General features: G+C 65.1%; 21 protein-coding genes. 10 read left to right on the top strand and 11 right to left on the bottom strand.

The features are described 5' to 3' along the window. Nucleotides 1-16: 16 nt before the first annotated feature. The 3 genes from KRR38_RS29120 (at nucleotide 17) to KRR38_RS29110 (ending at nucleotide 2,915) form a co-directional block, all read left to right on the top strand. Complete coding sequence (locus tag KRR38_RS29120; RefSeq protein WP_309141169.1) at nucleotides 17-1,030, top strand: AraC family transcriptional regulator; 1,014 nt, start codon at nucleotides 17-19, stop codon at nucleotides 1,028-1,030. Next, complete coding sequence (locus KRR38_RS29115) at nucleotides 1,023-2,012, top strand: phosphotriesterase (RefSeq protein WP_217406883.1); 990 nt, start codon at nucleotides 1,023-1,025, stop codon at nucleotides 2,010-2,012. The genes KRR38_RS29120 and KRR38_RS29115 overlap by 8 nt, the downstream gene beginning before the upstream one ends. Nucleotides 2,013-2,081: 69 nt before the next feature. After that, complete coding sequence (locus tag KRR38_RS29110) at nucleotides 2,082-2,915, top strand: TIGR00266 family protein (RefSeq protein ID WP_217406882.1); 834 nt, start codon at nucleotides 2,082-2,084, stop codon at nucleotides 2,913-2,915. Between the two features lies 1 nt (nucleotide 2,916). On the opposite strand, the gene KRR38_RS29105 is transcribed toward KRR38_RS29110, so the two are convergent. From KRR38_RS29105 to KRR38_RS29085, 5 genes are all read right to left on the bottom strand, one after another. Beyond that, nucleotides 2,917-3,498 (bottom strand): nitroreductase, encoded by a 582-nt coding sequence (locus tag KRR38_RS29105; RefSeq protein ID WP_217406881.1) that lies wholly within the window; start codon nucleotides 3,496-3,498, stop codon nucleotides 2,917-2,919. Nucleotides 3,499-3,530: 32 nt separating this feature from the next. Beyond that, nucleotides 3,531-4,430: an SDR family NAD(P)-dependent oxidoreductase gene (locus KRR38_RS29100; protein WP_217406880.1), complete on the bottom strand. Its 900-nt coding sequence runs from the start codon at nucleotides 4,428-4,430 to the stop codon at nucleotides 3,531-3,533. Between the two features lie 120 nt (nucleotides 4,431-4,550). Continuing rightward, complete coding sequence (locus tag KRR38_RS29095; protein WP_254515025.1) at nucleotides 4,551-4,991, bottom strand: cytidine deaminase; 441 nt, start codon at nucleotides 4,989-4,991, stop codon at nucleotides 4,551-4,553. Beyond that, complete coding sequence (locus tag KRR38_RS29090) at nucleotides 4,970-5,668, bottom strand: glycoside hydrolase family 25 protein (protein ID WP_217406879.1); 699 nt, start codon at nucleotides 5,666-5,668, stop codon at nucleotides 4,970-4,972. Before KRR38_RS29090 ends, KRR38_RS29095 begins: the two co-directional genes overlap by 22 nt. 31 nt (nucleotides 5,669-5,699) lie before the next feature. Next, nucleotides 5,700-6,182, bottom strand: coding sequence for a UPF0262 family protein (locus tag KRR38_RS29085; protein ID WP_217406878.1), 483 nt, complete (start codon nucleotides 6,180-6,182; stop codon nucleotides 5,700-5,702). A 128-nt stretch (nucleotides 6,183-6,310) separates the two neighbouring features. Here KRR38_RS29085 and KRR38_RS29080 point away from each other — a divergent pair, with 128 nt between their 5' ends. The 3 genes from KRR38_RS29080 to KRR38_RS29070 all read left to right on the top strand — a co-directional run bounded on the left by KRR38_RS29080 (nucleotide 6,311) and on the right by KRR38_RS29070 (nucleotide 9,115). Further along, on the top strand, nucleotides 6,311-7,843 hold the full coding sequence (locus KRR38_RS29080; protein ID WP_217406877.1) for a replicative DNA helicase: 1,533 nt from the start codon (nucleotides 6,311-6,313) through the stop codon (nucleotides 7,841-7,843). After that, nucleotides 7,824-8,582 carry an SDR family NAD(P)-dependent oxidoreductase gene (locus tag KRR38_RS29075; protein WP_254515024.1) on the top strand — a complete coding sequence of 253 codons (759 nt, stop codon included), beginning with the start codon at nucleotides 7,824-7,826 and terminating at the stop codon, nucleotides 8,580-8,582. Before KRR38_RS29080 ends, KRR38_RS29075 begins: the two co-directional genes overlap by 20 nt. 140 nt (nucleotides 8,583-8,722) lie before the next feature. Then, entirely contained in the window at nucleotides 8,723-9,115 is a 393-nt protein-coding gene (locus KRR38_RS29070) for a hypothetical protein (protein ID WP_217406876.1), read from the top strand. Here KRR38_RS29070 and KRR38_RS29065 read toward each other — a convergent pair. Continuing rightward, complete coding sequence (locus KRR38_RS29065; protein WP_217406875.1) at nucleotides 9,112-10,269, bottom strand: aminotransferase; 1,158 nt, start codon at nucleotides 10,267-10,269, stop codon at nucleotides 9,112-9,114. The two genes, KRR38_RS29070 and KRR38_RS29065, sit on opposite strands and share 4 nt — an antisense overlap. Nucleotides 10,270-10,340: 71 nt before the next feature. Here KRR38_RS29065 and KRR38_RS29060 point away from each other — a divergent pair, with 71 nt between their 5' ends. The 3 genes from KRR38_RS29060 (at nucleotide 10,341) to KRR38_RS29050 (ending at nucleotide 15,460) form a co-directional block, all read left to right on the top strand. After that, entirely contained in the window at nucleotides 10,341-11,309 is a 969-nt protein-coding gene (locus tag KRR38_RS29060) for an SDR family NAD(P)-dependent oxidoreductase (RefSeq protein WP_217406874.1), read from the top strand. Between the two features lie 117 nt (nucleotides 11,310-11,426). Continuing rightward, nucleotides 11,427-13,253, top strand: coding sequence for a hydantoinase B/oxoprolinase family protein (locus tag KRR38_RS29055; protein WP_217406873.1), 1,827 nt, complete (start codon nucleotides 11,427-11,429; stop codon nucleotides 13,251-13,253). Nucleotides 13,254-13,387: 134 nt separating this feature from the next. Then, complete coding sequence (locus KRR38_RS29050; RefSeq protein ID WP_217406872.1) at nucleotides 13,388-15,460, top strand: hydantoinase/oxoprolinase family protein; 2,073 nt, start codon at nucleotides 13,388-13,390, stop codon at nucleotides 15,458-15,460. A gap of 16 nt (nucleotides 15,461-15,476) precedes the next feature. Here KRR38_RS29050 and KRR38_RS29045 read toward each other — a convergent pair whose 3' ends face one another. From KRR38_RS29045 to KRR38_RS29025, 5 genes are all read right to left on the bottom strand, one after another. After that, the gene (locus KRR38_RS29045) at nucleotides 15,477-15,860 is read right to left on the bottom strand and encodes an EthD domain-containing protein (RefSeq protein WP_217406870.1); all 384 of its coding nucleotides are present in this window, start codon (nucleotides 15,858-15,860) and stop codon (nucleotides 15,477-15,479) included. A 14-nt stretch (nucleotides 15,861-15,874) separates the two neighbouring features. Next, nucleotides 15,875-16,276, bottom strand: coding sequence for a nuclear transport factor 2 family protein (locus tag KRR38_RS29040; protein WP_217406869.1), 402 nt, complete (start codon nucleotides 16,274-16,276; stop codon nucleotides 15,875-15,877). A 633-nt stretch (nucleotides 16,277-16,909) separates the two neighbouring features. After that, a complete protein-coding gene (locus tag KRR38_RS29035) occupies nucleotides 16,910-17,407 on the bottom strand; it encodes a hypothetical protein (protein ID WP_217406867.1) in 498 nt (165 codons plus the stop codon). Continuing rightward, entirely contained in the window at nucleotides 17,404-17,748 is a 345-nt protein-coding gene (locus KRR38_RS29030) for a hypothetical protein (protein WP_217406865.1), read from the bottom strand. Before KRR38_RS29030 ends, KRR38_RS29035 begins: the two co-directional genes overlap by 4 nt. Further along, nucleotides 17,732-18,190, bottom strand: coding sequence for a hypothetical protein (locus KRR38_RS29025; protein ID WP_217406863.1), 459 nt, complete (start codon nucleotides 18,188-18,190; stop codon nucleotides 17,732-17,734). Before KRR38_RS29025 ends, KRR38_RS29030 begins: the two co-directional genes overlap by 17 nt. 204 nt (nucleotides 18,191-18,394) lie before the next feature. Between KRR38_RS29025 and ftsH the strand changes: the two genes are divergently transcribed. After that, nucleotides 18,395-20,326 carry an ATP-dependent zinc metalloprotease FtsH gene (ftsH, locus tag KRR38_RS29020; RefSeq protein ID WP_217406861.1) on the top strand — a complete coding sequence of 644 codons (1,932 nt, stop codon included), beginning with the start codon at nucleotides 18,395-18,397 and terminating at the stop codon, nucleotides 20,324-20,326. Nucleotides 20,327-20,403: the final 77 nt, after the last annotated feature.

Genomic DNA, 20,403 nt, shown 5'->3' with positions numbered 1-20,403 from the left:
GCGAGGATGTCCGAACGTGACCGAGGTTTTCGATACCGTCCATGCGCAGATGCTGCGGTTCTTCCCCGAGCTGGTGGAAGAGCTGGGCGGCGACGCACGCGACCTGCTGCTGCGCGCCGGGATCGAGCCGCGCCGCACCGAGGAAGCGAGCTATCGCCAGGCAATCCACCTGCTGGAACTGGCGGCCGCCGAGCTGCAATGCCCCGACTTCGGCCTGCAGCTCGCCGAAAGGCAGGGCGGCGGCAGCATGTTCGGCCCGCTCGGCCTCGCCATGAAGAATTCGCGCACCTTCGGCGAGGCACTGACCTATGTCAGCGAGCACACCTATGCCCACAGCCTCGCCGCGCGCATCCGTCTGACGCGGCTGCCCGATGGCGGCGCCTTTTCGGCGCACGACATCCTGCTCGACGGCGTGCCGGTAAAGGCGCAGCTGATCGAGCAGATCATCCTCATCGGCCATCTCGCGGCACTGGAAATCACAGGCGGCCATACCCGCGTGCGCCGCGTCCATTTCCGCCATCAGCCGGTCTCGCCGCTCAAGACCTATCGCCGCTATTTCGGCTGTGAGGTGCGCTTCGGCCAGAACGAGGACGGCGTGCTGTTCTCCGCCGCCGATCTCGCGAGCCCGGTGATCAATCCGGATGCAGCCGCCTTCGCCGAAGTCGCCGCCTTCATCGACAACGCCTTCTCACGGCAACTGCCGCCGCTCCATGCCCAGGTGCGCGGGGTGATCACCCAGCATCTCGGCTCGGAGCTCTGCACCAACGACCATGTCGCCGCCGAGCTCCATTTGCATCCACGCACGCTGCACCGCAAGCTGCGCAGCGAAGGAACCTCGTTCCAGAAGATCAAGGACGAGGTGCGCCGCGACGCGATGCTTTATTACCTGCAGCAGACCCGGCTCGACTTCACGCGTATCTCCGAACGGCTGGGCTTCGCCGAGCAATCGGTGATGACGCGCATCTGCAACCGCTGGTTCGCCGCGCCGCCCAGCCGGGTACGGCTCAAGGGAGCTTCTCACCATGTCTGAAGTCCAGACCCTGCGAGGGGCTATCGACAGCGCCGCGCTCGGCCGCGTGCTGATCCATGAGCACATCTTCCTCATGGATATGGAGTACACCTACAATTACCGGCAGGACTTCTTCGAGGACAGGACGATCACTGACGCCGCGGCGCGGCTTAACGCGCTGAAGGCCAGCGGCATCGACACGATCATCGACCTCACCGTGCTCGGCCTCGGCCGCCATGTGCCCAGCCTCGCCAAGGTCGCACCGCTGACCGATCTCAATATTATCGTCTCGACCGGCGCCTATACCTTCGACGCGGTGCCCGGACCGTTCCAGTTCCACGGCCCCGGCTTGCTGCTCGACCGCCCCGAGCCGATGGTCGACCTGTTCGTGCGCGACATCACCGAGGGCATCGGCAGCACCACGCTGAAAGCCGGCGAGCTCAAGTGTGCGATCGACATGCAGGGCCTGCGGCCGGGCGTCGAACGGATCATGCGCGCGGTGGCGCGGGCCAATGTGCTGACCGGCGCGCCGATCACCGTTCACACCGCGCCGCAGATCGAAAGCGGGCTGATCGTCCAGCAGGTGCTCTCCGAAGAGGGCGTGAACCTCGAGGACGTGATCATCGGCCACTGTGGCGATACCGACAATATCGACTACCTGATGAAGCTCGCCGACAAGGGCTCGCTGCTCGGCATGGACCGTTTCGGCGTCGAGTTCGCCATCACCATGGAACAGCGCGTCGCGACGATCGTGGAAATGGTGAAGCGCGGCTATGTGAAGCACATCGCGCTGTCGCACGACTGCTGCGCCTGGTCGGACTTCTTTCCCGATGTCGCGGATTACCACCGGGCCATGCCGCGGCATAACTACCTGCATATCCACGACGACGTTATCCCCGCCCTGCTCGAGGCGGGGGTCAGCCAGCGCGACCTCGACACTATGTTCATCGACAACCCGCGCCGGCATTTCGAGGCGGCAGCGAAGCATTTCGCCGAGCGCTGAAGCCGCCGTCGCTTTTCCGTAACCCTATTCGCCGATAGACCGCGCGAACCCTTCAGAAGGAAGCCCCCCATGTCGTCGAGCCCCTGGTCTCACCACAGCCGCAACGCCAATGTCGCCGATGACATCGATTTCGAGATCAAGGGCCAGGAACTGCAGTTCCTCGAGATCGAGCTCGATCCCGGCGAGAGCGCGGTGGCCGAGGCCGGGGCGATGGTCTGGAAGGATGCCAGCGTCGCAATGACCACGGTGTTCGGCGACGGCAGCGCCGACCAGGGCGGCGGCTTCATGGGCAAGCTGCTCGGCGCCGGCAAGCGACTGGTCACGGGCGAAAGCCTGTTCACCACCGTCTTCACCCACAACGGCACCGGCAAGGCGCGCGTTGCGTTCTCCGCCCCCGTCCCTGGCGCGATCCTGCCGATCAAACTCAGCGAGCTCGGCGGCACGCTGATCTGCCAGAAGGACAGCTTTCTCGCCGCGGCGCGGGGCGTGTCGATCGGCATCCAGTTCCAGCGCAAGATCATGACCGGCCTGTTCGGCGGCGAGGGCTTCATCATGCAGAAGCTCGAAGGCGACGGCTGGGTCTTCGTCCAGATGGGCGGCACGATCGTCGAGCGTGAGCTGCGCGCCAGCGAGGAACTTCACGTCGATACCGGCTGCCTCGCGGCCTATACCCCCGGCGTCGATTTCGACATTATCGGTGCCGGCGGTGTGCGCTCGGCGCTGTTCGGCGGCGAGGGCCTGTTCTTCGCGCGGCTGCGCGGGCCGGGCAAGGTCTGGATCCAGTCGCTGCCCTTCGCCCGCCTCGCCGGACGGATGCTCGCCGCGGCCGGCAGCACCGGCGGCCAGAACCGCGGCGAAGGCTCGATCCTCGGCGGGTTCGGCAACCTGCTCGACGGCGACTAGTTCAGGCAGGCGGGGACCATTCGGACACCACGTCCGCGTAGTCAGGCCGCGGCCGCTCCTGCAACTCGCGGCCCGGGGTGCCCAGGAATAGGAAACCGGCGATCCGGCCCGTCGGTGAAAAGGCCGCGCGCACTGTATCCGAATAGGCGGCCCAGCCGGTGAGCCAGCAACCGACGAGGCCCTCGGCATGGGCCGCGTCGAGGAGGTTCATGCAGGCGGCGCCGGCGGACAGTTCCTGCTCCCACAAGGGGATCTTTGCCGAGGGATCGGCGGTGGAGACGACCACGACCAGCGCGGGCGCCTGGCGGGCGAACTCCTCGGTCGCGGCGCTGTCGCGCGCGGTCGGCTCCCCCTGCGTCTCGCGGTAGACGCGGTGGAGCAGGTCAGCGAAGGCATCGCGCTGCCCGGGTGCGATCACCACGAAGCGCCAGGGTGCCAGCTTGCCGTGATCGGGCACGCGGATAGCGGCGCTGAGGATCCGCCGCATCTGCTCCGCATCGGGCCCCGGCGCGACCATGTCGCGCGCCTTGCCCGAGCGGCGCGTGGCGAAGAAGGCCGGGAGTGAGGATCGGTCGTTAAACATTGGATTTATCTTCCGATCCTTGCTCTCTCAAATCAACCCGCCGGCTGGAGCAGCACCGGCCCCGTCGGGTTGGCATCGGGCACGCCGTGCTCCTGCTCCCAGGCGTCGGTCGCATCGTAGCAGGCCTCGACGACATCCGAATAGGTCGTGCGGAAATGCACGCGCTGCTCGGGATGATCGAAAGCGAAGGCACGGTTGTGCTTCACCGCATCGAGCACCATCGGGGCGATCGCCTCGGGCGTGTAGAAGGCCTGGCTGGCGGCGACATCTATCGAATCCTGGCTGACGTGGACCTCGCCTTCGCCCGGGCCGCCGAACTTTGCCGGGCGGTACTTGGCGTTGTTCTGCTTCATGCCCGTGGCGACGCCGCCCGGGCAGTAGCTCGTCGTGTGGATGCCGTGCTCGCCAAGCTCGATCGACAGGTTCATCATCAGGCCGATGATTCCCGCTTTGGCCGCCGAATAGGGCGCATGCGTCGGGATCCAGCCCGGCAACAGCCCTGCCATCGAGGCCGTGGCGCAGACATGCCCGCCGCCGGCATTGATCATGTCGGGCAGGAAGGCCTGGGTGGTGCGCATGACGCCCATCAGGTTGACGTCGATGATCCAGTCGACGTCGTCATCCGACATCTCGACCAGCGGATCGAACGAAGTCGCGCCGGCATTGGCGAAGACCAGCTGGATCGGGCCGAGCGCGGCGGTGGCCGCGTTCTTCATGGCCTTGACCGAAGCGCGGTCGGTCACGTCGCATTCGATCGCCACGGCCTTGCCGCCCGCGGCATTGATCGCATCGGCGACCTTCCGGGCATTGGCGAGGATGATGTCGGCGATGGCAACCGATGCGCCCTGCCTGGCCAGTTCCTTCGCCAGCCCCATGCCGATGCCGCTGCCGCCGCCCGTCACGACCGCCGCCTTGCCGCTGATCTCCGTCATTGCCGATCTCTCCACTGATTATTGATACCGGCTGGACCATATTGAGACCGCAGCCGTTGTCCAGCGGCTCGTGCCTTATCACACCTGCTTTCGTGATTGCGAGGGGCCCGGTGTTCCGGTTCAGTCCAGGTTGGCAGGCCCAAATGCATGCGGCAGCAGTTCGGACAGGCGCAGTTCCAGCACCTCTTCCCCGCCCGCACACCAGATGAGCGGATCGGTCCCGCCGAGCTGCGCCAATTCGTTCAGCACCTGCCGGCAGCGGCCGCAAGGCGTGACCGTCGCCGGCCCTCCCCCTGGCTTGCCGCCGATCACCGCCACTGCGACCAGCCCGCCGCGACGGCCGGCGTTCATCGCGCTCGCGGCTGCCACGGTCTCGGCGCAGAGCGACAGGCCGTAGCTCGCGTTCTCGACATTGCTGCCGGTGACCACGCTGCCGTCGGCGAAAGCCAGCGCCGCGCCAACGTGGAAGTTCGAATAGGGCGCATAGGCCTGTACCGCGGCGGCGCGGGCTGCGGCGATCAGGGCATCGCGGTCTGGCATCACGGCTGCAGCACCACCCATCGCAGGTCCTCCGCGCCGGCCTCGCTCGACAGCGCATCGTTGGCCGTCCACAGCGTCCAGGGCCGCCCCGCATAGTCGGGCTGGAAGCGGTTGCGCACAAGCCAAAGGTTGCGGTCGATCCGGCCGGCGATGTGATAGCGCTTCTCGAACAGGTCGGTGACCTTGAGCAGCGCGGCCTTTCCGGTGTGCGTCTCGACCTGGTTGAGGAACGTCGTCAGCTCGCTCTCGATCGCGGCGTCACTGACCTTGACCGGGCAATCGTCGGCCAGACGATCGAGCTCGACGGCGGGCGGCAGCATGGTCGCATCGCGCGGAACGACGGTGACGAAATTGGCGGCCTGCTTGTCGGCCGGCTGGCAAGGATCGTAGCGATGCAGTGCACCGACCTGCAGCCTGGCGCCGCGCGCGCCGGCGAGGTTGTCGATGAACATCGGATCGCGCGCGAAGGCGCTGGCGCTGGCGTCGATATAGACGAAATCGGCGCCCACCGCCTTGACCGCCTTCCAGTCGACATTGCCGTCCTCGGCGCCGATCTCGACGCCCTGGACGCGGAAGACCGCGCGCTCAGGCCGCCAGTGATGGAGGTGCCACCAGCCGTAGCCGCCGCCAATGAGGAGGATCAGCAATGCCGCTCCCAGCAGCCGCAACTGCGTGCGGCTACCCCGCCTCTTCGCCATGCGCGTGTTCCCGATACCGACCCGAAGTCCCCTAGCCCCTGATATGCAGCACGCAGATCAGGGTAAAGAGCCGCCGCGCCGTGGCGAAGTCGGTTTCCACTTTTCCGTCGAGGCGCTCGAGCAGCAGCTCGGCTGCCTCGTTGTGGACGCCGCGGCGGGCCATGTCGATCGTTTCGATCTCGTTGGCGGTGGCCTTGCGGATCGCCTGGTAGTAGGAATCGCAGATCGCGAAATAGTCGCGGATCGGCCGGCGGAAACGGCCGAGACCGAGCACCAGAGTCTCTAGAGGCACACCGCTTTCGTCTGAGATTTCAAGCACCAGCCGCCCGTCGCTGACAGACAGCCTCAAGTGGTAAGGACCGGCATGGCCCGCCGCATGCGAGCGCAGCGGGCGGAAGAGGTTTTCCTCCTTCAGATCGAAGATCGCGATCCGCCGTTCCTGCTCGATATCGGCATTGCGCCAGAGGATCGTGGCCTCGTCGAGCTCGATATGGGTGATGCGCGCAGCGGTCATTGCGGGCGCAGCATTCGCAAATGCAGCAAGAACCGGCAAGTGTGTCAGTATCATCAACAGCCTGTGGAAGAAATCCGCCTCGACGGACGCTTGATGGCGGACTCGCAAAAGCGCATTGAGGCCCGCTTATGAACGACCTCCAAGTCCTCTCCCGCGATGCCGATCTGGTGCCCGGAATCGCCCAGCGCACGCTGCCCGCCAACGTCGAGGCCGAGGCCGCATTCCTGGGCGCGGTGCTGATCGACAACCGGGTCATGGAGGAACTGCCGGTCCAGCTTTCGCCGGCGCATTTCTTCGAGCCCGCGCATTCGCGCATCTTCGAGCGGTTGACCCAGCTGATGGACCGCGCCGCCGTGGTCACGCCGGTGACCTTGCGGCCTTATTTCGAATCGGACGAGACGCTGAAGGAGCTCGGCGGGCTGACCTACCTCGCCCGGCTGACCGCAGATGGCCAGGGCCTGCTCGCCCCGCGCGAGCTGGCCGAGCAGATCTACGACCTGGCGTTGCTGCGCGAACTGGTCTCGGTCGGCCGCGGGCTGGTCGAAGCGGCGATGGACACGTCCGAATCGGTCGCGCCGATGCAGCAGATCGAGCGCGCCGAAGCCTCGCTCTATGCCGTGGCCGAAGGCGCCGGCACGGCCAATGAGGCCAAGGGCTTCGCCACGGCCACCAAGGTCGCGATCGCCGGGATCGAAAAGGCGCTGAATTCGGGCGGCCACGTCTCGGGCAAGACGACCGGTCTGGATTCAATCAACCAGAAGATCGGCGGCCTGCACGATTCCGACCTTATCATCCTTGCCGGGCGTCCGGGCATGGGCAAGACCTCGCTCGCCACCAACATCGCCTTCAACGCCGCCGAACGCATGCGCCGCGACCGCGTCGACGGCATCGAGGACGCGAAGTCGATCGGCGCCGCCACGGCCTTCTTCAGCCTGGAAATGAGTGCCGACCAGCTCGCCACGCGTATCCTTGCCGAGCAGTCGGGCATCAGTTCCGAATCGCTGCGCATGGGCAAGATCAGCCGCGAGGATTTCCAGCAGCTGTCCTATGCCAGCCAGCGCCTCGCCGAACTGCCGCTCTACATCGACGACACCCCGGCGCTGACCATCGCCGCGCTGCGCACCCGCGCGCGGCGATTGAAGCGGCGCCACAACATCGGCCTGATCGTCGTCGACTACCTGCAGCTGCTCCAGGGCACGGGCCGCGCCAACGACAACCGCGTCAACGAAATCTCGGAAATCAGCCGCGGCCTCAAGACCCTGGCCAAGGAGCTTTCCTGCCCGGTGATCGCGCTCTCGCAGCTCAGCCGTGCGGTCGAGCAGCGCGAGGACAAGCGGCCGATGCTCTCCGACCTGCGCGAATCGGGCTCGATCGAGCAGGACGCGGACATGGTCTGGTTCGTCTTCCGCGAGGACTACTACGTCAACGCGACCGAGCCCAAGATGCCGACCGATAACGATTCGGCCGACGTTCGCGCCAAGTGGGATGAATGGTGCGCGAAGATGGAGCAGGTCACCGGCCTCGCCGAACTGATCGTGGCCAAGCAGCGCCACGGCTCGACCGGCCGCGTGCGCATGCGCTTCGAGGCGCGGATCACGAAATTCTCCGACCTCGCGCCCGATGACATGCGCGGACAGGGCTATGACGACGGCGGTGAGTGAGATGCCCGTCATGCTGGTCACCGGCGCCACCGGCTCGGTCGGCGAGGCCGTCGCGATCGAGGCCGCGGCGAACGGCTGGGCCGTGGCGCTCCACGGCCGCAACGCCGACAAGCTGGAGGCTCAGGCCGCGCTCCTGCGCGCCACCACGCAGGCCGAGACGGTAGCCTGCGACGTCGCGGACGATGACGCCGCGCAGCGCATCGTTACCGGCGCCTACACAAAGTTCGGCCGGATCGACGCGGTGGTCGACTGTGTCTCAACCGGCCCGCGCCAAGGCAAGCTGACCGGGCTGTTCAAGGAAACCACGCCCGAACAGTACACGGCCTTCTACCACCATTCAGCCTCGTGGTTTCAGCGGCTCGCCCATGCCGCCTATCCGCATCTGGCGGAGCGCGGCGGCACGCTGATCGGCTTCATCTCGGACGCAGGCAAGTTCGCCGCGCCGCGCCAGACGATCGTCGGCTCGGCCCGCGCGGCCGAGATCGGCTTCGTGCGCAACCTCGCGGTCGAGGCGGCTCGCGACGGCATCCGCGTCCATGCGATCTCGCCAAGCTATATCCTCGAAAGCCGCACGGCCGAGATGATGGGCTCGGAACGGATGGCCACGGCGGCCAAGCGCGCCGGTCTGGGACTGCCCACTGCCGCCGACATCGCGCCGGTCACCGTCTTCCTCTGCGGCCCGGGCGCGGCCAAGATCACCGGCCAGATCATCAGCGTGAACGGTGGCCTCAACGCTTGAGTTAGCTAACCGCGGTTACCGGAAAATACGGTAACGCCGCCCGGCGATGGACTCGTCCCCGACAGCCCTGCTATTCGGGGCAAGCTCTGGAAATTTGGTTCATTGGCGGGGGGGCAGCCAACAGACCGGAGATCGCTGACTTGTTTCCATCCAAGCCAGACAGGGTCCTTGCGGCCGGTATCGCGCTGCTCGTCCAATCTTTCGTGACCTCGCCCCTACTGGCGACGGAACTCGCGCCGCTGGACGACGCGGTGTTGCGCCAGTCAGCCGCGCCCGCAGCGATCGAGGATCGAGAACCGGGCGAGAAAGCGGCGAAATCGGAGCAGCCCGCCGAACGGGACCAGCAGGACGACAGGCACGCGGATATATCGCAGATCGTTCGGCCGACCGAGACCGAGCTCAGGACAACCACGCCCGAGCTTCCGCTGGGCTTGAACATCCGGCCGGCCGAGAGCAGCAGGCTCTCCGACCCCACTACCAACCTTGTGTTCTCGGGGAACCTGAGCACCGGGTTAGGAACGACGGCGCCCTAGGCTGTCAGACTCCGGCGAAATGCGGCGAGCCTCTCGACAGCTTCGTCGAGCGTCGCGTCGGACTTGGTGAAGCAGAAGCGCACGACATGGCGCGGGCCATCGCCCTCGAACAGCGCTGAGACCGGGATCGAGGCGACGCCTGCCTGGCGCACGGCGCGCTCGCTGAAGGTACGGTCGTCGAGCATGATCCCCGAAGCGGCGAGATCGACGCAGAGGAACCAGGTCGCGGCATTGGGCAGCACCACATAGCCCGCCTGCTCCAGCCCCTGTTTCAGCCGCCCGCGCGAGGTCGCCCAGCCGGCCTGCTGCGCGGCGAACCATGCGTCAGGCTTGGCCAGTCCTTCGGCCACGGCCCATTGCAGCGCCGGCGGCGAAGTGAACGTCAGGAACTGGTGCGCGCGCGCCAGCCCCCTGGCCATTTCAGCCCCGGCGCACATCCAGCCGATCTTCCAGCCGGTCAGCCCGAACAGCTTGCCCGCCGAGCCGATCTTCACCGCCCGCTCGCGCATGCCGGGAAAGCTCAGCAGCGAGCGGTGCGGCGCGCCGTCGAAGCGGACCTCCTCCCAGACCTCGTCGCAGATCGCGTAGAGATCGTGCCGCACGCAGATTTCGGCGATCGCCGCCAGTTCCGCTTCGCTCGCCGCGGTGCCCGCTGGATTGAGCGGGTCATTCAGGATCAACAGTTTGCTGCGCGTCGTTAATGCTACCTCAAGCATTCCAGCATCATAGCGCCAACCGGGCGGGGTCAGCGCCACCGAGACTGGCACCCCGCCCGACCTTCGCACCATCGGCGCATAGGCGTCATAGGCCGGCTGGAAGAGGATCACCTCGTCGCCCGGCTCGACGAGCGCCAGGATGGCCGCCGCGATCGCCTCGGTCGCGCCCGAAGTGACGATCACCTCTTCGCGTGAGAACTCCACCCCCTGCCGCCGCGCATAGAAAGCGCCGATCGCGTCGCGCAGCTCGGGCAGACCGGCACCCGGCGGATACTGGTTGGATTTCTGGGTCAGCGCCCGCGCCGCGGCGGCTATGACGTCAGACGGGCCGGCCTCGTCGGGAAAGCCCTGCCCCAGGTTGATCGCGCCCAGCTCGCGCGCGAGGCCCGACATATGCTCGAAGATCGTCGTGTCCATGGAGGCATAGACGGAGTGCATTGGGGCCTCGATCGTTGAATCCGGTTGCCGGCTATATACGCTGCGCCGGAAACGCAAAGCGGGAGAGATCGATGGCGGGCGAAATCAGACTCGACGGGCGCGTGGCGCTGGTCACCGGCGCGGGGCGCGGGCTCGGGCGCAGCCACGCGCTGGAACTGGCGGCACGCGGCGCCAAGGTGGTGGTCAACGATCTCGGCTGCGGGTTGTTCGGCGAAGGCGCCGACGATAGCGTGGCGATGAACGTCGTTCGTGAGATCGAGGCCGCTGGCGGCCAAGCCGTCGCCAATACGCTCACTATCGACGAACCGGCAAACGCCCGCGCCATGGTCGCCCAGGCCGTTGACACGTTCGGCCGGCTCGACATCGTCGTCAACAACGCCGGCTTCCTGCGCCGCCGCCCTTTCCTCGACCACAGCGAGGACATGGTGCGCGATCTGATCTCCGTCCATCTGCTCGGCTCCTACTTCGTCAGCCAGGCGGCCTTCGAAGTGATGCAGGCACAGCAATATGGCCGCATGGTCTTCACCTCCTCGCCCGGCGGCACGCGCGGCAATCCCTGGGTGACGGCCTATGGCGCGGCCAAGGCCGGGATCATCGGCCTCGCCCAGACGATCGCGCTCGCGGGCGAGCCGGTGGGCATCAAGGCCAATGTCATCTCACCCTATGGCAACACCCGCATGGGCGACGCGATGGAAACCAAGAGCCGCGACGAAGACATGGGCCAGCACAAGGAACTTATGGCCGGCGTGCTCGATTGCCGCCACGCTTCGGCCGCGGCGGTCTATCTCGCCTCGGAGGAATGCGAGCTCAACCACAAGGTCCTGACCGTCGGCGGCGGCCGTGTGGCGCTGTCGGCGATCCTGATCGGCGAAGGTTTCCAGGCGCCCTTCGGCGACTTGCTGACACCCGAACTGGTGCGCGACAACCTGCCCGCGATCCTGGATCTGGCAAAGGCGACCAACCCGACGTCGAGCGACCAGGAGGGCAGCGCCTTCCTCGGCCCCGCAGTGAAGGCGGCGATGGCCGCTCAGGGTGCCTGACGCTTCACATTCTGCCTGTCCTGCCGCGCGGTTTGTCGAGAGCAAGGCGCTCGTGCTAGCTATGCGACAAATAACAGATCCGCGGCGTATTGCGCCCGGTAGAGAGGATCACAGCCCATGTCCTACGAGCTGAATCGCAAGCTTGCCGCCAAGCGCGATCCGCTGCCCACCACGGTCGAGATCGACCAGGTCACGGCGGACATCATCCGCGGCGCCTTCGAAACCGTCTGCTTCGAGAGCGCGACCTTCCTCGGCCGCGCCGCCTCCTCGCCGATCATCAACCAGTCGAACGAGCGCAACGCCGCGATCGTCGACGGCCACGGCCGCCTGGCGATGGGCGCGGTGGGCACCCCGCACCTGACCTTCGTCAACCAGATGGAGACGCGCTGGGGCCTGATGAACCAGGACAAGTACGATTGGGGTCCGGGCGACGTGTTCCTCGCCAACGATCCCGATCACGGTGGCGGCCACCTGCCCGATTACTGCGTCTACGGCCCGGTCTATGACGACAAGGGCGAGCTGATCTGCATCCAGACGCTGCAGGCGCACCAGGGCGACACCGGCGGCAAGGACCCCGGCGGCTTCACCCTGGAAGCGACCGACATCTTCACCGAAGGCGTGATCTACCCCTGCCTCAAGCTCGTTCACCGTGGCGAACTGCGCAAGGACGTGTTCGACTTCGTCGTCCGCAACAACCGCTTCGCGACTTTCGCGGGTGACCTCGCCGCGATGATCGGCGGCGTCGAATATGCCAACCGCATGATCGCCGACCTGATCAGCAAGTGGGGTTCGGAAACGATCAAGGCCGGCATCAACCACTCGATCGAGCACACCGAGCGCCGCGTGCGCGAGGAAGTGTCGAAGTGGCCCGACGGCTCCTACGAGGCGACCGTCCTGATCGACCACGACACCGCCGGCACCAAGGACATCAAGGTCCACGTCAACTGCACGGTGGCGGGCAACCAGCTCACCGTCGACCTGACCGGCTGCGACGATCGCCAGGACCTCGTCGGCGTGTGGAACACCTTCGCCAACAGCCGGTCCTACGTCATGTGCCAGGTCGTCGCGGCGATGGACCCGACGATCGTCAAGAACGAAGGCTTCTTCAACGCGGTCGAGATCGTCATTCCCGAAGGCTGCATCGCCCAGCCGCCGCCGAACAGGCCGGCCGCGCTCGGCTCGTTCCACCCGGCCTGCGAAATCACCGAAGCGGTCTGCATCGCGCTCAGCGCCGTCGCGCCCGAACGCTCGCAGCCGCAGCTCTACAAGATCGGCATGCCCAACGCCGTCATGGGCTATGACGACAACGGCATGCTGTGGATGGATGCGGGCGTCGATTGCCGCTCGATGGACGTCTCGGCCGTGGAAGGTATCGACGGCTGGGGTTCGTGCCCCAGCGCGCTGGCCAGCCTGATCCTGTCCGAGGCCGAGGACGCGGAAAGCCGCTTCCCGATCCTCAACATCAGCCGCGAAATGACCACCGACGGCGGCGGCGCCGGCCAGTGGCGCGGCCAGCCGGGCTCGCTCAACGTCAAGCAGGTGCTCAAGCCGACTTCGGCGATGGCCTGGATGGTCTCGGCCGACCACCCGCTCAGCGGCATGTGCGGCGGCGACGACGCGATCCCCTATACCAATCACTTCGAGGTCGGTTCGGAGAACGAGCGGCGGATTGCCCACACGGCCTTCGACCTGCTGCCTTCGGGCGCTGTCATCGCTTACCAGCACGGCGGCGGCGGCGGCTTCGGATATCCCCTGCTGCGCGATCCGGAAGCGGTGAAGGAAGATGTGCTCGACGAATACGTCAGCCCCGAAGCCGCGCGCAACAAGTACGGAGTCGTGCTGACCGGCACGCTGTCCGAATACACCCTCGAGGTGGACTGGGACGCGACCGAAGCTCTGCGCCGCGAGATGGGCGTCGACGCGCTGCGCGACGCGGCGGAATAAGCGATCGGCCCATCCCCTCATGGGAGGGGGTGGGCAAATCTTCAAACATGACGTGCGGGACGGCCAGAAGGCCAGCCCTCCAAACCCCTCCCCCCGAGCGGGAGGGGAATTCGAATGCGGGATCGGGGAATTACATGAGCTATCGCATTGGCATCGACATCGGCGGCACCTTCACCGATTTCGCGCTGCTGAAAGGCAGCGAGGTCATCCTTCACAAGAACCTGTCGACGCCCGAAGACCGCTCGGTCGGCGTGATGGAAGGCCTTGGCAAACTGGCCGAGATCGAAGGGCTGTCGCTCAAGGACTTCCTCGGCCAGTGCGAAGCGATCGTCCACGGCACGACCGTGGCCGACAACACCCTGATCGAGATGAACGGCGCGCTGACCGGCCTGATCACCACCGCCGGCTTCCGCGACGAGATCGAATACCGCCGCGGCTTCAAGGAAGACGTCTGGGACGTCCGCCTGCAGGCCCCCAAGCAGATCACCCCGCGCCGCCGCCGCCTGACGGTGGCCGAGCGCGTGCTCCACGACGGCACGGTCCACCAGCCGCTCGACGAGGATGCGGTGCGCGAGCAGTGCCGCAAGCTGCGCCTGCAGGGCGTCGAGGCCGTGGCGATCTCGTTCCTGTTCTCCTTCGTCAATCCCGAGCACGAGAAGCGTGCGAAGGAAATCGTCACGCAGGAGATCCAGAACGCCTACATCTCCGCCAGCCACGAAGTCCTGCCGCGCTCGCCCGAGTACGACCGCACCTCGACCACCGTGGTCAACGCCTATGTCGGTCCGCGCGTAACCTCCTACCTCGAGCGGCTCGTGTCGCGGCTCGCGGAAGGCGGCTACAAGAACCAGCTCATGGTCATGCAGGCCTCGGGCGGCGTGATGACCAAGGAATATATCGACGGCGCCCCGATCCGCGTGCTGGCCTCGGGCCCGGCGGGCGGCGTCATCGGTTCGGCCCATGCCGGCGTCGCCAAGGGACACCGGAACCTGCTCTGCGTCGACATGGGCGGCACCTCCTATGACATGTCGGTCGTCATCGATGGCCAGGCGCCGGCAGAAACCGGCTGGAACATGCACCACCGCTACATGATCGGCGTGCCGATGGTGAAAGTGGAAACGCTCGGCGCCGGCGGCGGCTCGATTGTCAACGTCAACAACGGCGCGCTCCAGGTCGGCCCGAAGTCGGCCGGCTCCGAGCCCGGTCCGATCTGCTACGGCCGCGGCGGCACCGCGCCCACGGTCACCGACGCGCTGGTGATGCTCGGCATCCTCTCGACCGACGAAGGCTTCGCCGGCGGCTCTTTCCGCCTGAAGCGCGACGGCGTCGAGGAAGCCTTCGCCGCGATCGGCGCGGAAATGGGCTACGGCGCGGAGGAAGCGGCCTTCGACGCCTGGCGCGTGGTCAATGCCAACATGAGCCAGGGCGTGCGCCGCACCACCGCGGGCAAGGGCATCGACCCCAAGGACCTCGTCATGCTCGCCTATGGCGGCAACGGCCCGGCCTTCGCCGCGATCCAGGCCGAAGACCTGGGCATCAACAAAGTGCTGGTCCCCAAGGCCTCGCCGACCTTCTCGGCGCTCGGCACGCTCGTCGCCAACCCGACGATCGACGAGGAACGCTCGTACCTCGCCAAGGGCAACGAGATCGATCTCGACAAGATCCGTGAGCTATGGACTGACGTCGCCAAGCGCGCCGACCGCTTCTTCGCCGCGGCGGGCTTCAACCCGGCCGACATCGTCATCCAGTACCAGCTCAACATGCGCTATCCGGGTCAGAATTTCTCGCTGACCTTCGACTACAAGGCCGACGGCCGCCTGCACGACCTCTCGTTCATCGACGAAGGCTTCGGCGCGCGCGCGATGGAGCTGTTCAACCAGCGCCACATGGCCGAGTACAACCACGTCCGCGAGCACGAGATGCCCGAAATCTCGGGCGTGCGCCTGGTCGCGCAGGTGGCGACGCCCTCGCCGCAGGCCAAGGGCGGCTTCACCCCGTCGGGCGCTGCGCCCAAGCCGGCCAAGACCCGGCGCGCAAACCTCGGCAAGGGTTTCACGGAGACCCCGATCTACCTGGGCTCCGAACTCGCGCCCGGCACCGAAGTCGCGAGCCCGGCGATCATCGAGGAAACCTTCACGACGATCGTGGTCTATCCGGGCTGGAAGGCCCGCGTCGACGATGCGGGGGATTACGAGCTGGTGAGGGGCTGAACCTCCGGTCGGGCGGTCACGAGTGGCCGCCCAGTTCCTCCTCCACCGTCTCGCAGGCGACGTTCCAGCAGCGCGTCTGATCGAACCATCGGGCCTCGTCTTCCTTGATCCGCGCCATGTTGGCCGCGGCGATGCGGCCCATTTCGGCAAGGGCAGCCTCGTCGCGCAGGACGAATTCTGAAACGGCGTCGAAGCCGATCTCCTCGGGTCCGCCGATGCCGCCCCCCGCGCCCGGTTCGAAGCTGCTCCCTTCGGTCAGGTAATTGCGCCGGTATTCGAGCCAGAGGTGGCCGAACAGCTCGACCGCGATGCGCGAATGGCTGTTCTCGTAGCCGTCGCGGAACTGCTCGGGAGTGAGGCCCGGCTTGCGCTTGACCATGATGATCCGCTTGATCGGCATAGCGCGTTCCCCCTTCAGGCCAGCATCATCGTCGAATCGTTACGCCGGATCAGCCAGCCGCTGCCGGCGCGCTCAAGCAGAACGGTGCACAGCGCCATGACCTGCAGCCGCCCGCCCTGCGCCCAGTTGGTGACGAAGTTGTAGTAGCGGGCGAGGACGACATCGTTGCCGTCCTGATAGTCGCAAGCGAGGCTGGCGACCATGTGGCGCGTCTTGCCCGGCCCGCTGGCCTGGCTCATACGCACGATCTGTCGCAGCGCCTCGCGGCCGACCACCGGCTCGGGCGTCACGCCGGTGAACACGCCATCCTCGGTCCAGAGCCTGATCCAGCCCTCCTCGTCCCCCTCGTCGACCGCCCAGCAGTAGCGGGCAAGATGGTCGGATATGGCGACGTAGTCGTCAGTGGATATGGACATGTGGCCTCTCCCCGAAGCGTTTGAGCGTGAGGAATAACAGGAGCCAAAGTGGATGTCGCCAATTCATGCAGCCACCGTCCGGCGGCTATTTTTTGATCACTAGCGCGAAATGGCGCCAAAACCGCCTTCCTCAGGTGCTCACCGCTATCGCCCGAATGCATTCACCTCACCATTAATCCAGACTTGTGCAGGCAAAGACCCATTCACAAACCGAATCCTATTTCCGAATTCCTTGGGAGATCGAAAAAATAGAGTGTCTTTTAGGATATAGTCCGGCTCAGCCATGACGGAACTGCCCAACATATCTGCATCTATATTGTAATATCAATATCAACTGTCGACCATGGACAGTTTCCGGATTCACAAAATCCCAATGATATAAATAGTATCGTCGATATTTCCCTGGAACAGTTCCCGGAAATCGAAGCGTAACACCTTGACCTATGGGACTACCGAAGCCTTGTGATTGGAGAGTTTTCCAACGACAGGTCATGGGTCCCGTTCCTAAACGGGCCGAGCTATTGCCATTTCTCGCCAGCGCATCGGTCGACGCGCAAATCATTGCGGCAAGCAAGAGAGCCCAAAAGCGACGGAATAGATCATGCAAATGCCGTTTACCAAGAGCAACGCCATTCACTTCGATAAATCCGATATCCGACCGTCTACGAATATGCGTGCCGGCGGGGTTTCGCCCGAAAAATGGATAACATTCCCGGAATCCTTGGGAACATTAAAGATGATATCCTGCCCAGAAACGCTGATAGGCCGATCTTCAACGCTATATGATCCGACATATTTGCAAGGATATTCAAATATCAATATTCTATAAACTGCATGATTAGCCACATGCCCAAAGAAATAGACGTAATAAATAATATCATTAACAGCGATTTTACCTAAAAATTCGATGCTGGAATGCCTGTCCATTCCCCCAGAAAACCCCTGACTGACAAGATTTTTCCCGGAGCATTTCAGGGCACCATCACCGAAAATTTCCGGTTGAATTCTGTCGCCTATGAATTCTCCGATGTAGGTTGGGTCTGGCTGCTCGTTCTTGCGAGTGGATGCGTCACAGCCTAGGGCCAGCGCCGCGAGCCCGATAGGCCATGCCGAGCGGAAACTGCATCTCACTTCGGCGTCGCCTTTGCGCGGTTCGCCATGTCGACGATCGTCCTCGCATACCATGTCTTATGGGGCACCAAACCCGATTGCCGCGAAAAGGCATTGCGACCATTGTAGCCCCGAAGCGCCTCTTCATCATCCGAATAACCGACGACTTTTCCGTTCTGCCGAATTTCGGATTTATACCGCAACCATCGCAGAGCGGCATCAGCACTTACCGCAGGCGTCATCGGCTGTCCCTTGCGGAGGCCGGCAATTCTTCGCTTCTCGTCGGCCCAATCGCCGGGGTTATTCACCTGAAATGGATCGGTACGAAACTCGCGCTCGTTCCCCTCACCCCCAAGTTTCACGCATCGCCCAAGCCTTGAGGAACTCAGGCGTCTTGTATCCCTTGTCGCCGGGCTTCAGCCGATGCTCCTTGTTATAAAAATCAGCCGCCGCGATGAACGCGAGGTCGTTCGATGATCTCCATGCCGTTCTCGGCGTTTCCGGATAGCCCGGCATGGCCGCAACCCGGGTGCGCGGAGGCATTGACGGACGAACCGAAGGTCGGGTGCCGATCCTGCCAACCTGGCGCGTTCCCCTGCCGGGCCGCGGTGCCGGCGACGGGTTTGCCATCGCGGCGCCTCCGGTCGCAAAAGTAAAGCGCCCCCGTTCGTCATGATAAGGATTGAACTTGCGCTCGATATGCCTGCGCCATTCCGCGATAGTCAGCCTCTGCCCCGTGCGAAGGTAATGCTCGAAGGCGAGACGATCGGCAGACTTACGCTCGAACAGTTCTGGATCAGCCATATTTGCGACTCCCATTGACGTTGGAACATAAATAGAACATCCCCAACGTGTCAACGCGACGGTCCGCCAGATGCGTCCGAAACGGACGCTGATCCCGCGTCGAGACGCTTATTCGGCCGGCCGAACACTCCAATCGCCGCCGCTAACTTGCCATTCATGCCTTCGCGCCTACATTGGGGCCGGAATAGGGACCTACGCACGCACATGAACGACGACCAACCGAACGGTAACCCCTGGGTGAAGAGCCTGCTCGTCTGGGGCGGCATCTTCCTCGCCTTGCTCATGGTCGTCTCGATGTTCGGCGCACGGACCGATGTCGGCACCTCGATCCGCTATTCGGATTTCCGCGCCAAGGTCGTCGAAGGCACCGTCTCCGAGGTCCAGATCGGCGAAGACCGCATCGTCGGCAAGTATCGCAACGGCGACAGTTTCAGCACGACCCCGATCCCCAATGACACGACGCTGCAGCCGCTGTTGCAGCAGTACAACGTCAAGTACGCGGGCAAGCCCAAGGAAGAGATGGGGCTGATGGCCTATATCCTCGTCCAGGCGCTGCCGTTCATGCTTATCCTGGGCGTCGCCTTCTTCGCGCTGCGTCAGGTGCAGAAGGGCGGCGGCTCGGGCGCGATGGGCTTCGGCAAGTCGAAGGCCAAGCTGCTGACCGAACGCCAGGGCCGCGTCACCTTCAACGACGTCGCCGGCATCGACGAAGCGCGCGAGGAGCTCGAGGAAATCGTCGAATTCCTGCGCGATCCGCAGCGCTTCTCCAAGCTCGGCGGCCAGATCCCCAAGGGCGCGCTGCTGGTCGGTTCGCCCGGCACCGGCAAGACGCTGCTCGCCCGCGCCATCGCGGGTGAAGCCGGCGTGCCGTTCTTCACCATTTCGGGCTCGGACTTCGTCGAGATGTTCGTCGGCGTCGGTGCGTCGCGCGTCCGCGACATGTTCGACCAGGCCAAGAAGAACGCCCCCTGCATCGTCTTCATCGACGAAATCGACGCGGTCGGCCGCCACCGCGGCCACGGCCTCGGCAATTCGAACGACGAGCGCGAGCAGACGCTGAACCAGCTGCTGGTCGAGATGGACGGCTTCGAGGCCAACGAAGGCATCATCATCATCGCCGCGACCAACCGTCCGGACGTGCTCGACCCCGCACTGCTGCGCCCGGGCCGCTTCGACCGCCAGGTCGTCGTGCCGATCCCGGACATCGAGGGCCGCGAGAAGATCCTTTCGGTCCACATGAAGAAGGTGCCGCTGGCGCCCGACGTCAACCCGCGCGTCATCGCGCGCGGCACGCCGGGCTTCTCCGGCGCCGATCTCGCCAACCTGGTCAACGAGGCCGCCCTGCTCGCCGCGCGCCGCAACAAGCGCCTCGTCGCCATGCAGGAGTTCGAGGACGCCAAGGACAAGGTCATGATGGGCGCCGAGCGCCGCTCGATGGTCATGACCGAGGACGAGAAGAAGATGACCGCTTATCACGAAGCGGGCCATGCCATCGTCTCGGTCAACGAGCCGGCCTCGGACCCGATCCACAAGGCGACGATCATCCCGCGCGGCCGCGCCCTCGGCATGGTCATGCGCCTGCCCGAGCGCGACTCCTATTCATACCACCGCGACAAGATGCACGCGAACCTGTCGGTCTCGATGGGCGGCCGTGTCGCCGAGGAGTTGATCTTCGGCCACGACAAGGTCTCGTCGGGCGCCTCGTCGGACATCCAGTACGCCACCAGCCTGGCGCGCAACATGGTCACCAAGTGGGGCATGTCGGACAAGCTCGGCCCGCTGCAGTATGAAGAGCAGCAGGAAGGCTATCTCGGCATGGGCGGCTCGGCCCGGCTATTCGCCTCTGACGAGACAAACAAGCTGATCGACACCGAGATCCGCGGCCTGGTCGACGGCGCTCACGCGCGTGCGACCGACATCCTCAAGGAGAACGAGGAAAAGCTGCACTTGCTGGCCAATGCCATGCTTGAGTTCGAGACGCTGAGCGGCGATGACATCAAGGAACTGCTCGACAACGGCAAGCTCGAACGGCCGGACCGGCCGAACGGTCCGTCGGCGGCTGCTCCGGTGCGCGGGTCAGCGATCCCCAAGGCCGGCAAGCGCTTCTCGGGCGACACCTCGCCGCAGGGCGTCTGAGCCCCGCTCGATACCAGCCAAGAAAAAGGGCTCCGGAGGAAACTCCGGAGCCCTTTTTGTTTCTGCGGTAACCGCCG

It is taken from the genome of Novosphingobium sp. G106, from assembly GCF_019075875.1.
GTDB lineage: Bacteria > Pseudomonadota > Alphaproteobacteria > Sphingomonadales > Sphingomonadaceae > Novosphingobium.
This window is presented reverse-complemented; position numbering and strand designations above follow the sequence as displayed.

Coding starts and splice junctions, on each gene's coding strand:
- KRR38_RS29115 (WP_217406883.1), top strand. CDS start 1,023: ATGTCTGAAGTCCAGACCCTGCGAGGGGCTATCGACAGCGCCGCGCTC.
- KRR38_RS29110 (WP_217406882.1), top strand. CDS start 2,082: ATGTCGTCGAGCCCCTGGTCTCACCACAGCCGCAACGCCAATGTCGCC.
- KRR38_RS29105 (WP_217406881.1), bottom strand. CDS start 3,498: ATGTTTAACGACCGATCCTCACTCCCGGCCTTCTTCGCCACGCGCCGC.
- KRR38_RS29100 (WP_217406880.1), bottom strand. CDS start 4,430: ATGACGGAGATCAGCGGCAAGGCGGCGGTCGTGACGGGCGGCGGCAGC.
- KRR38_RS29095 (WP_254515025.1), bottom strand. CDS start 4,991: ATGGGTGGTGCTGCAGCCGTGATGCCAGACCGCGATGCCCTGATCGCC.
- KRR38_RS29090 (WP_217406879.1), bottom strand. CDS start 5,668: ATGGCGAAGAGGCGGGGTAGCCGCACGCAGTTGCGGCTGCTGGGAGCG.
- KRR38_RS29085 (WP_217406878.1), bottom strand. CDS start 6,182: ATGACCGCTGCGCGCATCACCCATATCGAGCTCGACGAGGCCACGATC.
- KRR38_RS29080 (WP_217406877.1), top strand. CDS start 6,311: ATGAACGACCTCCAAGTCCTCTCCCGCGATGCCGATCTGGTGCCCGGA.
- KRR38_RS29075 (WP_254515024.1), top strand. CDS start 7,824: ATGACGACGGCGGTGAGTGAGATGCCCGTCATGCTGGTCACCGGCGCC.
- KRR38_RS29065 (WP_217406875.1), bottom strand. CDS start 10,269: ATGCACTCCGTCTATGCCTCCATGGACACGACGATCTTCGAGCATATG.
- KRR38_RS29060 (WP_217406874.1), top strand. CDS start 10,341: ATGGCGGGCGAAATCAGACTCGACGGGCGCGTGGCGCTGGTCACCGGC.
- KRR38_RS29055 (WP_217406873.1), top strand. CDS start 11,427: ATGTCCTACGAGCTGAATCGCAAGCTTGCCGCCAAGCGCGATCCGCTG.
- KRR38_RS29050 (WP_217406872.1), top strand. CDS start 13,388: ATGAGCTATCGCATTGGCATCGACATCGGCGGCACCTTCACCGATTTC.
- KRR38_RS29045 (WP_217406870.1), bottom strand. CDS start 15,860: ATGCCGATCAAGCGGATCATCATGGTCAAGCGCAAGCCGGGCCTCACT.
- KRR38_RS29040 (WP_217406869.1), bottom strand. CDS start 16,276: ATGTCCATATCCACTGACGACTACGTCGCCATATCCGACCATCTTGCC.
- KRR38_RS29025 (WP_217406863.1), bottom strand. CDS start 18,190: ATGGCTGATCCAGAACTGTTCGAGCGTAAGTCTGCCGATCGTCTCGCC.
- ftsH (WP_217406861.1), top strand. CDS start 18,395: ATGAACGACGACCAACCGAACGGTAACCCCTGGGTGAAGAGCCTGCTC.